14 protein-coding genes are annotated in these 12,891 nt (G+C 67.3%); 1 reads left to right on the top strand and 13 read right to left on the bottom strand.

What is annotated here, in order from left to right:
• Positions 1-11 precede the first annotated feature (11 nt).
• Positions 12-578: a TetR/AcrR family transcriptional regulator gene (locus tag BST17_RS00595; RefSeq protein WP_083054543.1), complete on the top strand. Its 567-nt coding sequence runs from the start codon at positions 12-14 to the stop codon at positions 576-578.
• A 5-nt stretch (positions 579-583) separates the two neighbouring features.
• Here the strand turns inward: BST17_RS00595 and BST17_RS00590 are convergent, their stop codons facing one another.
• The 13 genes from BST17_RS00590 to BST17_RS00530 form a co-directional block, all read right to left on the bottom strand.
• Positions 584-775, bottom strand: a complete 192-nt coding sequence (locus tag BST17_RS00590; protein WP_083054541.1) for a helix-turn-helix domain-containing protein — start codon at positions 773-775, stop codon at positions 584-586.
• Between the two features lie 97 nt (positions 776-872).
• Entirely contained in the window at positions 873-2,501 is a 1,629-nt protein-coding gene (locus BST17_RS00585) for an ABC-F family ATP-binding cassette domain-containing protein (protein ID WP_083054539.1), read from the bottom strand.
• Positions 2,502-2,578: 77 nt separating this feature from the next.
• Positions 2,579-3,400 (bottom strand): enoyl-CoA hydratase, encoded by an 822-nt coding sequence (locus BST17_RS00580; RefSeq protein ID WP_083055206.1) that lies wholly within the window; start codon positions 3,398-3,400, stop codon positions 2,579-2,581.
• A 45-nt stretch (positions 3,401-3,445) separates the two neighbouring features.
• Entirely contained in the window at positions 3,446-3,799 is a 354-nt protein-coding gene (gene trxA / locus BST17_RS00575; RefSeq protein ID WP_083054537.1) for a thioredoxin, read from the bottom strand.
• Between the two features lie 54 nt (positions 3,800-3,853).
• Complete coding sequence (locus tag BST17_RS29530) at positions 3,854-5,512, bottom strand: glycoside hydrolase family 16 protein (RefSeq protein WP_234807484.1); 1,659 nt, start codon at positions 5,510-5,512, stop codon at positions 3,854-3,856.
• Positions 5,513-5,986: 474 nt separating this feature from the next.
• On the bottom strand, positions 5,987-6,547 hold the full coding sequence (locus BST17_RS00565) for a hypothetical protein (protein ID WP_083054535.1): 561 nt from the start codon (positions 6,545-6,547) through the stop codon (positions 5,987-5,989).
• 27 nt (positions 6,548-6,574) lie between these two features.
• Entirely contained in the window at positions 6,575-6,922 is a 348-nt protein-coding gene (locus BST17_RS00560) for a metal-sulfur cluster assembly factor (protein ID WP_083054533.1), read from the bottom strand.
• A complete protein-coding gene (gene sufU / locus BST17_RS00555; RefSeq protein WP_083054531.1) occupies positions 6,919-7,380 on the bottom strand; it encodes a Fe-S cluster assembly sulfur transfer protein SufU in 462 nt (153 codons plus the stop codon). The genes BST17_RS00560 and sufU overlap by 4 nt, the downstream gene beginning before the upstream one ends.
• A gap of 4 nt (positions 7,381-7,384) precedes the next feature.
• On the bottom strand, positions 7,385-8,653 hold the full coding sequence (locus tag BST17_RS00550) for a cysteine desulfurase (protein ID WP_083054529.1): 1,269 nt from the start codon (positions 8,651-8,653) through the stop codon (positions 7,385-7,387).
• Between the two features lie 15 nt (positions 8,654-8,668).
• Positions 8,669-9,436: a Fe-S cluster assembly ATPase SufC gene (sufC, locus tag BST17_RS00545; RefSeq protein ID WP_083054527.1), complete on the bottom strand. Its 768-nt coding sequence runs from the start codon at positions 9,434-9,436 to the stop codon at positions 8,669-8,671.
• Between the two features lies 1 nt (position 9,437).
• The gene (gene sufD / locus BST17_RS00540; RefSeq protein WP_083054525.1) at positions 9,438-10,631 is read right to left on the bottom strand and encodes a Fe-S cluster assembly protein SufD; all 1,194 of its coding nucleotides are present in this window, start codon (positions 10,629-10,631) and stop codon (positions 9,438-9,440) included.
• Positions 10,631-12,061, bottom strand: a complete 1,431-nt coding sequence (gene sufB / locus BST17_RS00535; RefSeq protein WP_083054522.1) for a Fe-S cluster assembly protein SufB — start codon at positions 12,059-12,061, stop codon at positions 10,631-10,633. Before sufB ends, sufD begins: the two co-directional genes overlap by 1 nt.
• On the bottom strand, positions 12,058-12,840 hold the full coding sequence (locus tag BST17_RS00530) for a helix-turn-helix transcriptional regulator (RefSeq protein ID WP_234807483.1): 783 nt from the start codon (positions 12,838-12,840) through the stop codon (positions 12,058-12,060). The genes sufB and BST17_RS00530 overlap by 4 nt, the downstream gene beginning before the upstream one ends.
• Between the last annotated feature and the right edge of the window lie 51 nt (positions 12,841-12,891).

Below are 12,891 nucleotides of genomic sequence, written 5' to 3'. Positions count from 1 at the left end.
GATACCACCCCGTGCCACGGGTAACCGACGACCATCTGGCGGCCCGTCGTCGCCAGATACTCGACGGCGCTCGGCGCTGCTTTGCCGAGTACGGATACGAGAAGGCGACCGTGCGGCGGCTCGAACACACCATCGGGCTGTCGCGCGGCGCCATCTTCCACCACTTCAAGGACAAGGACACCCTGTTCTTCGAGTTGGCCCGCGAGGACGCCGAGCGGATGGCCGATGTGGCCGCCCGTGAGGGTCTGATCCAGGTGATGCGTGATCTGCTGGCCGCGCCGGACCAGTTCGACTGGCTGGTGACGCGGCTGGAGATTGCGCGGAAGCTGCGCAACGACCCGGCGTTCCACCAGGGGTGGGCCGAGCGCTCGGCAGAATTGTCGGCCGCCACCACGGAGCGACTGCGAAAACAGAAGCAGGCGGGCCGGCTACGAGACGACGTACCCGGCGCCGTCCTGCAGACCTATCTCGATCTCGTACTCGACGGTCTGGTCGCCCGCCTGGCGTCCGGTGAGGACACCGAGAACCTCAGCGCGGTGCTCGACCTCGTCGAAGATTCGGTCCGCCACCCACGCTGAGCGGTCTAGCTGGCGCGGCGGCGGTGATTCGGCCCGCCGCGGCTACGCATCCGGGTGCCGGATTCGAGCAACATGCTGTGCACCGATCCATACGAGCGGCCGGTCTTGGCCACCAGAGACCGGATACTGGCCCCGCTCTCGTAATCGCTGCGCAAATCCGAGAGGATCTCTTCCCGGGACTTGTTCGTCTCACTCATCGATGTTCTCCCCACTCCCGATCCTTGTCGCGGGTACCCGGACCGGGAATGGGCAAAACAGCGAGAAAATATTCGGTGAAATCCCTTGTAGAGCGGCCTATGCCAGCTCGATGAGGTCCCGGTACTCGGTGGACCAGAAGTCCTCGGTGCCATCGGGCAGCAGCACCACGCGCTGCGGGTCCAGCGCCTCGGCCGCACCCGGATCGTGGGTCACCAGCACCACCGCACCCTGATAACTGCGCAACGCGTCGAGCACCTGCTCACGCGAGGCGGGATCGAGGTTGTTGGTCGGCTCGTCGAGCAGCAACACATTGGCGGTCGAGGCCACCAGACCGGCCAGCGCCAACCGGGTCTTCTCACCGCCGGACAGCGTGCCGGCCTTCTGATCGAGCTGTGGTCCGGTGAACATGAAGGCGCCCAACAGACCTCGCAGGTCCTGCTCACCGGTGTCCGGGGCGGCGTGGCGGATGTTCTCCCAGACGGTCGCCTCGTTGTCCAGGGTGTCGTGCTCCTGGGCGAAGTAGCCGATCTTGAGTCCGTGACCGGGCACCAGGCCACCGGCGTCGGGCGTCTCGGTGCCGGCCAACAGTCGCAGCAACGTCGTCTTACCCGCGCCGTTGAGGCCGAGAACGACCACGCGGGAACCGCGGTCGATCGCCAGATCGACGCCGGTGAACACTTCCAGCGAACCGTAGGTCTTGGTCAATCCCTTGACCACCAAGGGAGTTTTGCCGCACGGTGCGGGAACCGGAAACTTGATGCGGGCCACCTTGTCGGCCACCCGTTCGTCATCCAACTCCGCGATCATCCGCTCGGCACGACGCAACATGTTTTGCGCGGCAACGGCTTTGGTCGCCTTCGCACCCATCTTGGCGGCCTGTGCGCGCAACGCGCCGGCCTTCTTCTCGGCATTGGCGCGCTCGCGGCGACGACGCTGTTCGTCGGTGGCCCGGGCATCCAGATACTTCTGCCAGCCCATGTTGTAGACATCGGCCTCACCGCGCACCGCATCCAGGAACCAGACCCGGTTGACCACGTCGGCAAGCAGTTCGACATCGTGGCTGATCACCACGAGGCCGCCGGTGTGGTTCTGCAGGAAGGTGCGCAGCCAGCCGATCGAATCGGCGTCAAGGTGGTTGGTGGGCTCATCGAGTAGCAGCGTCGTCGCCGATCCGGAGCCGGTGTCACTGGCGGCGAACAGGATCCGCGCCAGTTCCACGCGGCGGCGCTGACCACCGGACAGCGTCCGCAGCGGCTGGGTGAGCACCCGGTCGGGCAGGCCCAGGCTGGCGCAGATGCGCCCGGCCTCGCTCTCGGCGGCATAGCCACCGAGAGCGGCGAAGCGTTCCTCGAGTTGGCCGTAGCGACGCACCGCCTTGTCGCGGGCCGCATCGTCGGCCACCTCGGCCATCAGCGTCTGCTGCTTCTCCAGATCGGACAGCAGGGTGTCCAGACCGCGCGCCGAGAGCACCCGATCTCGCGCCAGCACATCGAGATCGCCCTCGCGGGGATCCTGCGGCAGGTAGCCGATCTCGCCGGTCGACTCGACCTTGCCCGCATAGGGTTCACCCTCGCCGGCCAGGATGCGCATGGTGGTGGTCTTACCGGCGCCGTTGCGGCCCACCAGACCGATGCGATCGCCGGGCTGGATCCGCAGGGCGGCGCCCTCGATGGACAGCAGCGTGCGCGCCCCGGCGCGGACCTCCAGGTCCGTTGCGGTGATCACGCTGCTGCCTCCTCTTGATCTGCCTGTCGGCCGTTCTCGTGGCCCGCTGTGCGCGCGTCCGGGCCGTGGGTTTGTCGTCAGCGCTCATCGGTGAACACCGGCGACCGCTTATCTTTGCGCGCCGCCACCGCTTCTTCAAAGTTGGCGGTGAGCAGGCGCACATACAGTTGGCCGAGCCCCTCGGCCTGCATGTGGCCTTCCAGGCTGCCGGCGTCCAGTCCACTCCACAGCGTGCGCTTGGTCAACTCGATTCCCGGCCGGGAGAACGCGGCGATCCCCTGTGCCATTGCAAAGCAGCGGGCCAACAGTTCGTCCTCGGGTGCGACGCTGGACACCAGCCCGATGCGTTCGGCTTCGGCGGCATCGACATCGCGGCCGGTGAGCATGATCTCGAAGGCCCGCGATGCACCGATGGCGCGCGGCAGCAGATAGGACAACCCGAGCTCGCTGGCGGTCAGACCGTTGTTGATTCCGGCGGCCCGAAAGTAGGCGCCAGCTGCAGCGATGCGGATATCGCAGGCCAGCGCCAAGCACAGCCCGCCCCCGATGGCCGCACCGTTGACCGCGGCGATCACCGGCTGGTGCAGCCGCCGCAGTGCCAGGATCACCTCATCGAGCACTTCCATCGACCGCAGGGCGAATGACGGTCGGGTCAGGCCATCGACGTGCGGTACCGAACCGGCGGATTTGTGGTCGGCGCCCGAGGAGAATCCGCGTCCGGCGCCGGTCAGCACGACAACGCGGGTGGTGTTGTCGTTGTGCAGATCGGCCAGCACGGCACGCAACGGGACCATCACGTCGAAGGCCATCGAATTCATCCGCTCGGGCCTGTTGAGCGTGACCAAAGACACGCCGGGAACCGGCTGGGAGACCTTCACGAATTCGCTGTACTCAGTCACGACGTGCACGCTATCGCGCGCACCGTCGTGACCGGGTCAGCGTCGTCAGTTCTGCTGTGACGCGATGGCCGCGTCGATGTCGAACTCCTTGATCTTGGTGATCAGGTCTTCGAGCTGAGCGGGGCCGAGGGCTCCGGACTGCCGGAACACCTGGTGTCCCTTCTTGAACGCCATCAGCGTCGGGATGGCCTGGATCTCGGCGGCCTGGGCCAATTCTGGCTCCGCCTCGGTGTCGACCTTGGCGTGCACCACGTCGGGATGCTTGTCCGCGGAGGCACCGAACGTGGGGGCGAAGGCGCGACACGGACCGCACCAGGTCGCCCAGAAGTCGACGATGACGATCTCGTTGTCATCGATGACCGACTTGAATTCGGCTGCGGTGATGTCCTTTGTACTCACGCTTTTCCTAACGTCGGGGCGGCACTGCCAATTCCCAGTATGTCCCCGACCGGCTCAGACGGCGACCGCGCCCAGCGAGTAGACCTTCACCCAGTCCACCTTCATCTGCTGTGGGCCGAACTCTGCCGAGGCATCGGGGTCCCCGGTCCACGGGTTGCCCACCGCCGTGTTGAGGATCAGATAGTGCGGCCACGCACCGGAGAACGGGGTCCAGTCACCGCCGAGTGCCTCGTACTGCGCCTTGGTGACCTGACCGGTCTGCACACCGTCGACATGCCAGACGATGCGGTCGGGATACCAGTCGATGCCGTATTCGTGGAATCCCTGCGACAGATCGACTCCGATCTCGGCGCCGACGGTGTCGAGTTTCACGTCGAGCGTGTTGTTGCCCGCCGCCGGTCCGTGGATGTTGCCGGTCCAGTGGGTCCGGCCCTCCTCGGTGCCGAACCCGGGGTACTCGGCGATGTCCACCTCACCCTGACGCGGCCAGTCGAACTCGTGCCCCGGCTCAAGGCCCACCATCCAGAACGCAGGCAGCAGACCTTTGGCGTAGGGCATCTGGATGCGCGCCACGATGCGGCTGTTCGGCAGGACCGACTGTTTGCCGTAGGTCACCACCCGCGCGGAGGTGTAGTCGTGCGGTGCGGCGGCACCGTCCGGTGTCGGCCCGCGGCGCACGGTGATGACCAGATGGCCGTTCGCGTCGACGGTGACGTTCGAGAAATCGGCGGTGTAGTACTGGTTTTCGCCCGCCGACTGGCCCCACCGCCCACTCTGCAGCGACCATGCCTGCACCGCCTCGTCGATGGAGGTGAAGTTGGTCTCCCACAGCAGCACCGGCTCGGCGGCGCCGGGCGCGGGATCCACCGGACCGGGCACCACGGGCGGGACCACCGTCGGGGTGCGGGGCAGACCGAAGAACCTGGTGCGGACATCGGCCCACCAGTTCTGGATCATTTTCGGAAACGGTACCCGCAGGAAGTCCAGGTTGAACTTGACCGGTTTGATGCCCAGGCGCGCCATGAAATCACCGATGAGGCTGCCGATCGTCACCGGCTTGGCCGCCGTCCCGGCGGCCGTCGAGAACGGCTGCCCGACAACCGGATTCGCGACACCGACACTCTTGCTCGCGTCGACGGGCTGCTGGGTCAGCTCGTCGCCATCGGCGCGGCCGGTGTCGCGTTCGGAACGTGCCGGCCTGGTGTCGGACTCCGGGCGCCGACGGTCATACGGCGTGTCCGGCTGCGCTACGCCGACCACACCGTCGGCGGCGACCGCCGACTCCGTTGTCTGGCTGCCACTTTCGGCCTCGGCCTCGACCTCACCGACGGTGACGGTCCGCGGCGCTTCGAGCTCCGGTGCTTCGGGCTCCGGTACGGCGGGCGCGGTGTCGCGCTGGGTGGTCGCGCTCACCCGCACGACCGGCGCCGCGGCGGTGCGGACCCGCAGCGTACCGGTGCGGGCCGCACGCAGCGTCTTCGGTTCGCGTGCGGTCGACCCGGCGGACGCCGCCTGCTCACCGGCCGACGGGGCGGCGGATGTATCGGTCGCCGACGAGCTCTCCGATGTGGTGCCACCGGCCGGCCCACCCTCATCGGCTTCCGCGACCGCCATGCCGTGCCCGGTTGCGACCGCCATCCCGAGTCCGGCGGCCATCACCCCGGCACCGAGCCAGATCCGGTGATCGAGTCGTCTGTTGACGCCGTCAGCCATGCGCATGACCCCATTCGTGGTGTTCTGGAAATCTGCGGGAGGGCATGGCGCAGGTGGTCCGCAACGGGTTCGGCCGAGCCCATCCGCCGAACGCAGCGCAAGCTCACATCGTCACACAACAGACCGCGAACGGTGGCGACGATCGCCCGGCGGTGACCGTCGCATTGAAACTTGTGGTGCCAGTACAACTTTGACATTGCTGCGGCGGCGGGCCGTCGCAGCACGAACGATAGCTGAGACCGCGCAAGCGTACAGCTGAATCAGTCGATTCGTCTTTCCGAAACGAATGATCGAGTTACGCTGAGAATATTGAATTCAAGGTCGGATGAGGGTCTTTCGTCGCCGACGAAACGATCAGCTAACTGCGCGCAGCCGGGTTCGCCGGCCCCCAAGTGCAGTTCTGACGAGCACCGACAACCACCGGATGCGACGGGCAGTTTGCTGACACGGCGCCGCGCTGCACCAGTATCGCGATCACGCACCCGGCGGTGTCCCGAAGGCCCGGCGCTGAGCACATGCCGCGTCGGCGTTCGTCAACAGTCGGGCCCGACGCCCGGGCCACCACCACAGCTCGACGGCGAGCAGCAGCAGATAGATCATTGACACCGCGGCGTTGCCGGCCGACCCGAACGCGGCGTCCCACAACGCCATCGCGACCGCGACCGCGAGCACCACCGGGAGGGCCCAGCGCAGCGGCCGGGCGTCGGCGGCCGCAGCATGCATGCCGTCGCGGTATGCAACGACGGCCGGGTGCAGCGACTCGGCCGTGAGCCGGTGACCGGCGCGTGCCGCGCGGGCCACCGCCACCCGGTCCCGGCCGCTGTAGCGGCTCCCGGCCGGCCAATAGCGGGTCATCCGGCGCGATATCCCGATGCCGTAGCCGATGCCGACCGTCACCAGCGCGGCGACGCCGGCCTTCGGCACCCCTGAATCGACCCAGGCCAACGCGCCGACCACGAGGCCGACGACACTTCCCGTGAGCAGTGCGCGTCCGACGGCGCCGTAGCGCCACACCCACGCCGGGATGGTGACCATCCCGTCATTGTGGAGGCTGCGCTCCGATCAGACGGTGAATCCGAGCGCCCGCAGTTGCTCGCGACCGTCGTCGGTGATCTTGTCCGGGCCCCACGGCGGGTTCCAGACCCAGTTGATCTTGATCTCGTTGACCAGCCCGGCACCGACCAGCGCGTTGCGGGACTGGTCCTCGATGACGTCGGTCAACGGACAGGCCGCCGAGGTCAGCGTCATGTCGATCAGCGCGACCGTACCGGCCTCGCCCTCTTCCAGGTTCATGCCGTAGACCAGGCCCAGGTCGACGACGTTGATCCCGAGCTCGGGGTCGACGACATCGCGCATCGCCTCCTCGACATCGGCCAACAGCTCTTCGTTCACGGCTTCGGTGTCACTCATCGCTTGTCCTCCACGTCTTCTTGGCTCGCCTCGGCCAGAGCGGCCTTGAATGCCGTCCAGCCGAGCAGCGCACACTTGACCCGCGCCGGGTACTTGGCCACCCCGGCGAAGGCGATCCCGTCGCCGATCACATCCTCGTCCCCCTCGACATTGCCACGCGAGGAGATCATCTCGGTGAAGGCGGCGACCGTCTTGAGCGCATCGCCGACGCTCTGTCCGATCACCTGGTCGGTGAGCACCGAGGTGGCAGCCTGGCTGATCGAGCAGCCCTGCCCGTCATAGGAGATGTCGCGCACCGTGTCGCCGTCGTCGGACAACGCGACCCGCAGGGTCACCTCGTCACCGCACGTCGGGTTGACGTGGTGCACCTGCGCGTCGAACGGCTCGCGCAGCCCGCGGTGGTGCGGGTGCTTGTAGTGGTCCAGGATCACTTCCTGGTACATCTGTTCCAGTCTCATCGCGTCACCGCCCGAAGAACTCCACGGCCCGCCGCACGCCGGCCACCAGACGGTCCACCTCGTCGAAGGTGTTGTACACCGCGAACGATGCCCGCGCGGTCGCGCTGATGCCGAATCGGCTGTGCAGGGGTGCGGCGCAGTGATGCCCCACGCGCACCGCCACCCCGTCGTCGTCGAGCACCTGACCGACATCGTGGGCGTGCACACCGTCGACGACGAAGCTCACCGGCGATCCACGGTGCTCGGTGCCGGCCGGGCCGATGATGCGCACCCCGGGCACCGACGCAAGACCCTGCAGCGCCGCGGACACCAGCGCGTCCTCGTGGGCCTGCACGGCCTCCATCCCGATGGCGCCCAGGTACCGTGCGGCCGCGGCCAGTCCGACAACCTGCGAGGTCATCGGGGTGCCCGCCTCGAACCGCTGCGGAGCCGGAGCATAGGTGGCCCGCTCCATGGTGACGGTCTCGATCATCGACCCGCCGGTCAGGAACGGCGGCAGGGCGTTGAGCAGCTCGCGCCGGCCGTAGAGTGCCCCGATACCGGTCGGTCCGAGCATCTTGTGCCCGGAGAACGCGGCGAAGTCCACACCGAGCGCGTGGAAGTCGACGGGCTGATGGGGTACCGACTGGCAGGCATCGAGCACCGTCAGCGCACCGACGGCCGTGGCCCGGGCGACGATCTCGGCCACCGGCGCGATGGCACCGGTGACATTCGAATGATGGGTGAAGGCCACAACTTTCACCCGCTCGTCGAGTTCCAGGCTGTCCAGATCGATACGCCCGTCCTCGGACATCGCGTACCACTTCAGTGTGGCCCCCGTCCGGGCCGCCAGCTCCTGCCACGGGATCAGGTTCGCGTGATGCTCGAGCTCGGTGGTCACGATGATGTCGCCGGGACCGACGGCGTTATCGAACCGCTTGTCCCCCAGCACATGCGCGACCAGGTTGATCGCCTCGGTCGCGTTCTTGGTGAATACCAGCTCGTCGTCGCCGGCACCGACGAACGCCGCGATATCGGCGCGGCCCTGCTCGTAGGCGTCGGTCGACTCCTCCATCAGCTGATGGGCACCGCGGTGCACCGCACCGTTCGAGGTGGTCAGGAACGCACGTTCGGCGTCGAGCACCTGCAGCGGCTTCTGCGAGGTCGCCCCGGAGTCCAGATAGGCCAGCTGACACCCACCGCGCATCACCCGGTTCAGGATGGGAAAGTCGGCCCGGATACGGGCGATCCCCTCCAGATCCAGTGCTGCAGAACGGGTGTCGGACACGGTCATCTGGCGAAATCCTTCCTAGGCGGTTGCCGCTTGGGTGAAGCGCACGTAGCCGTTGGCCTCCAGCTCGTCGGCCAGCTCGGGTCCGCCGGATTCGATGACGCGGCCACCGACGAACACGTGCACGAACTGGGGCTGGATGTAGCGCAGGATGCGGGTGTAGTGCGTGATCAGCAGCACGCCGCCGTCCTCGGCCTCCTTGTACCGGTTCACGCCCTCGCTGACGACGCGCAGCGCGTCGACGTCCAGACCGGAGTCCGTCTCGTCAAGGATGGCGATCTTCGGCTTGAGCAGACCGAGCTGCAGGATCTCGTGGCGCTTCTTCTCGCCACCGGAGAAGCCTTCGTTGACGCTGCGCTCACCGAACGCGGCGTCGATCTCCAGGTCGGCCATCGCGCCCTTGACCTCTTTGACCCAGTGCCGCAGCTTCGGGGCCTCGCCGCGGACCGCGGTGGCCGCGGTGCGCAGGAAGTTCGACATCGACACGCCGGGCACCTCGACCGGGTACTGCATCGCCAGGAACAGGCCGGCCCGGGCGCGCTCGTCGATGGACATCTCCAGCACATCGGCGCCGTCCAGGGTGATCGACCCGGAGGTGACGGTGTACTTCGGGTGTCCGGCGATCGCGTAGGACAACGTTGACTTGCCGGAACCGTTGGGGCCCATGACCGCGTGGGTCTCCCCCGACTTCACGGTGAGGTTCACACCCTTGAGGATCGGGATGTCGGTCCCGTCTTCTTTGGACACGACGCTGGCGTGGAGGTCCTTGATTTCCAGGGTGGTCATATCAGGCAGTTCTCTCTTCGGTGATGGCAAGTTCTCGTTCGATGGCTTCGGTGAGGCGCTCGCGCACGGCGGGCACGGCGATCTTCGCGATGATCTCGTTGAAGAAGCCGCGCACCACCAGGCGCCGGGCCTGCTCCTCGGGGATGCCGCGGGCGCGCAGGTAGAACAACTGCTCGTCGTCGAAACGTCCGGTCGCACTGGCATGTCCGGCGCCGGCGATCTCGCCGGTCTCGATCTCCAGGTTGGGCACCGAGTCGGCGCGGGCGCCGTCGGTGAGCACCAGGTTGCGGTTGATCTCGAAGGTGTCGGTGCCGGTGGCCTCGGCCCGGATCAGCACATCGCCCACCCACACGGTGTGCGCATCGGGCTTCTTGGAGGCCGGATCACCCTGCAGCGCACCCTTGTACAGCACATCGGACTTGCAGTTGGGGTGCGCGTGGTCGACCAGCAGCCGGGATTCGAAGAACTGGCCGTCGTCGGCGAAGTAGGTGCCCAGCAGCTTGGCGTCGCCGCCGGGGGCGGTGAACCGCACGGTCGCCGCGGTGCGCACCACATCGCCACCGAGGGTGACGTTGACGTGCCCGAGCACCGCATCCTTGCCGAGCTTGGCGTGATGCGCGCTGACGTGCACGGTGTCATCGGCCCAGTCGGCGATCCAGATGACGCCAAGTCCGGCGGAGTCCCCGACGATGATCTCGACGTTGTCGGCGTAGACACCGCTGCCGCGCAGATCCACCACGACGATGGCGCGCGCGAGTTCCTCGACCCGGATCTGCAGGTGCCCGTAGGCCACGGTGTCGACACCGGGTCCGTCGATGGTGATCTCGATGGGCTCGGCCACCTCGGTGTCGCGGGCCACCGTGACGATGGTCGCCTGCGAGAACGACGAATACGCCTGAGCGGCAACCCGATCACTGGGCACCCCGCCCTGGCCGAGCCGCTGGTCGTCGCGTCCGACGGTCTCGACGGTGACGCCGGGGCGTGCGGTGACCTCGATGACCGCCGCCCCGGTGGCCGGTGCGGTTCCGTCGTGCAGGCCGCGCAGCCGGCGCAGCGGGGTGAACCGCCAGATCTCGTCGCGACCGGCGGGCACCTCGAAGGCGTTGACGTCGAAGGACGCGAACAGCTCGCCCTTGTTGAGGTTGAGGACCGATCCGCTCTTGGCGGTGCCCTCAACCGACTCGGTGACGCCCATCAGCCGACCGCGCCTTCCATCTGCAGTTCGATCAGCCGGTTGAGTTCGAGCGCGTACTCCATCGGAAGTTCCTTGGCGATCGGCTCGACGAACCCGCGAACCACCATGGCCATCGCCTCGTCCTCGGTCAGGCCGCGGCTCATCAGATAGAACAGCTGATCCTCGCTGACCTTGGACACGGTGGCCTCATGACCCATCGTGACGTCGTCCTCGCGGATGTCGACGTACGGGTAGGTGTCGCTGCGGCTGATCGTGTCGACCAGCAGCGCATCGCACTTCACGCTGGACTTGGACCCGTGGGCGCCCTTGTTCACCTGGACCAGCCCGCGGTAGGAGGCGCGGCCACCACCGCGCGCCACCGACTTGGACACGATGTTGCTCGACGTGTTCGGGGCCAGGTGCAGCATCTTGGCACCGGTGTCCTGGTGCTGACCCTCGCCGGCGAAGGCGACCGAGAGCACCTCGCCCTTGGCGTGCTCGCCGGTCATCCAGACCGCTGGGTACTTCATGGTGACCTTGGACCCGATGTTGCCGTCGACCCATTCCATGGTGGCGCCGGCCTCCGCACGGGCGCGCTTGGTGACCAGGTTGTAGACGTTGTTCGACCAGTTCTGGATGGTGGTGTACCGCACCCGCGCACCCGGCTTGACGATGATCTCCACAACCGCCGAGTGCAGCGAGTCGCTCTTGTAGATCGGCGCCGTGCAGCCCTCGACGTAGTGCACGTAGGAACCCTCGTCGGCGATGATCAGGGTCCGCTCGAACTGGCCCATGTTCTCGGTGTTGATCCGGAAGTAGGCCTGCAGCGGGATGTCGACGTGCACGCCCGGCGGGACGTAGATGAACGAACCACCCGACCACACCGCGGTGTTCAGCGCGGAGAACTTGTTGTCGCCGGCCGGGATCACGGTGCCGAAGTACTTCTGGAAGATCTCCGGATGCTCGCGCAGGCCCGAGTCGGTGTCCAGGAAGATGACGCCCTGAGCCTCGAGGTCCTCGCGGATGGAGTGGTAGACGACCTCGGACTCGTACTGGGCGGCGACACCGGAGACCAGCCGCTGCTTCTCGGCTTCGGGGATGCCCAGCTTGTCGTAGGTGTTCTTGATATCGGCGGGCAGGTCGTCCCAGGTGGCGGCCTGCTTCTCGCTGGAGCGCACGAAGTACTTGATGTTGTCGAAGAAGATGCCATCGAGGTCGGAGCCCCAGTTCGGCATCGGCTTCTTCTCGAAGGTGCGCAGCGCCTTCAGCCGGATGTCGAGCATCCACTCGGGCTCGCTCTTCTTGGCCGAGATGTCGCGGACCACCGCCTCGGACAGACCGCGCTGGGCGCTGGCGCCGGCGGCATCGGAATCCGCCCAGCCGTAACCGTAATTGCCCAGGGAGGCAATGGTCTCCTCCTGGGTCAATGGTGTCTCGGGGGTGAGGGTCATCGCGACACTCCTTGTGTGGTGGTGGAATCGGCGCGGGCTGCGTGCCGATCGGTGGTGGGCTCGCCCGGTCCGGCCGGGGTCGGGCTCAGTGGAACGTGGGTGGTGCAGGCGCAGTCGCCGTTGCTGATGGTGGCCAGTCGTTGGACGTGGGTGCCCAGGATCTCGGCGAATGCCTGCTGCTCGGCCTCGCACAGTTCCGGGAACTCCTCGGCGACATGCGATACCGGACAGTGATGCTGGCAGATCTGCACACCGGACAGTGGACCGGCCACCGGTGTGGTGGTGGTCGCGTACCCGGCCTCGGTCAGCGCGGCGGCGACCTCACCGGCGGTCTGCTCGACGTCACCGGTCGAGGCGACGTCCTCGACACCCGCGAGCAGGCTGTCGATCCGGCGTCGGGCGAAGGTGCGCACCGCGTCGTCGCCGCCGATCTCCCGCAGCTGCCGCATGGCCGCGGCGGCCAGATCGTCATAGGCGTGGCTGAGTTTGCCGCGCCCCGCGGCGGTGAGCCGGTACCGCTTGGCCGGCCGGCCACGACCGTGGTGCTGCCAGGCCGCCGCGGCGCTGGCCTCGGCGTCACCGGCCTCGATCAGGGCGTCGAGGTGCCGACGCACACCGGCGGCCGAGATGCCCAGCCGACTGCCGATGTCACCGGCGGTGACGGGACCTTCCAGCAGCAGCTGCACGATGGCGCTGCGGGTATGCCCGTCGGTGGAGACCGCAGACGCCGGAGACAGCACGACACCCGACGCGCCTGAAGCCTCCGGACGTAATTTCACAACACCATTGTGACGGAATTCGGCCGGTGGTTCCAGCAAGGCAACCCTAAC

This window comes from Mycolicibacterium bacteremicum (assembly GCF_002086115.1).
Taxonomy (GTDB): domain Bacteria; phylum Actinomycetota; class Actinomycetes; order Mycobacteriales; family Mycobacteriaceae; genus Mycobacterium; species Mycobacterium bacteremicum.
This window is presented reverse-complemented; position numbering and strand designations above follow the sequence as displayed.

Coding starts and splice junctions, on each gene's coding strand:
- BST17_RS00590 (WP_083054541.1), bottom strand. CDS start 775: ATGAGTGAGACGAACAAGTCCCGGGAAGAGATCCTCTCGGATTTGCGC.
- sufU (WP_083054531.1), bottom strand. CDS start 7,380: ATGAGACTGGAACAGATGTACCAGGAAGTGATCCTGGACCACTACAAG.
- BST17_RS00565 (WP_083054535.1), bottom strand. CDS start 6,547: ATGGTCACCATCCCGGCGTGGGTGTGGCGCTACGGCGCCGTCGGACGC.
- sufC (WP_083054527.1), bottom strand. CDS start 9,436: ATGACCACCCTGGAAATCAAGGACCTCCACGCCAGCGTCGTGTCCAAA.
- BST17_RS00560 (WP_083054533.1), bottom strand. CDS start 6,922: ATGAGTGACACCGAAGCCGTGAACGAAGAGCTGTTGGCCGATGTCGAG.
- BST17_RS00550 (WP_083054529.1), bottom strand. CDS start 8,653: ATGACCGTGTCCGACACCCGTTCTGCAGCACTGGATCTGGAGGGGATC.
- sufD (WP_083054525.1), bottom strand. CDS start 10,631: ATGGGCGTCACCGAGTCGGTTGAGGGCACCGCCAAGAGCGGATCGGTC.
- BST17_RS29530 (WP_234807484.1), bottom strand. CDS start 5,512: ATGGCTGACGGCGTCAACAGACGACTCGATCACCGGATCTGGCTCGGT.
- sufB (WP_083054522.1), bottom strand. CDS start 12,061: ATGACCCTCACCCCCGAGACACCATTGACCCAGGAGGAGACCATTGCC.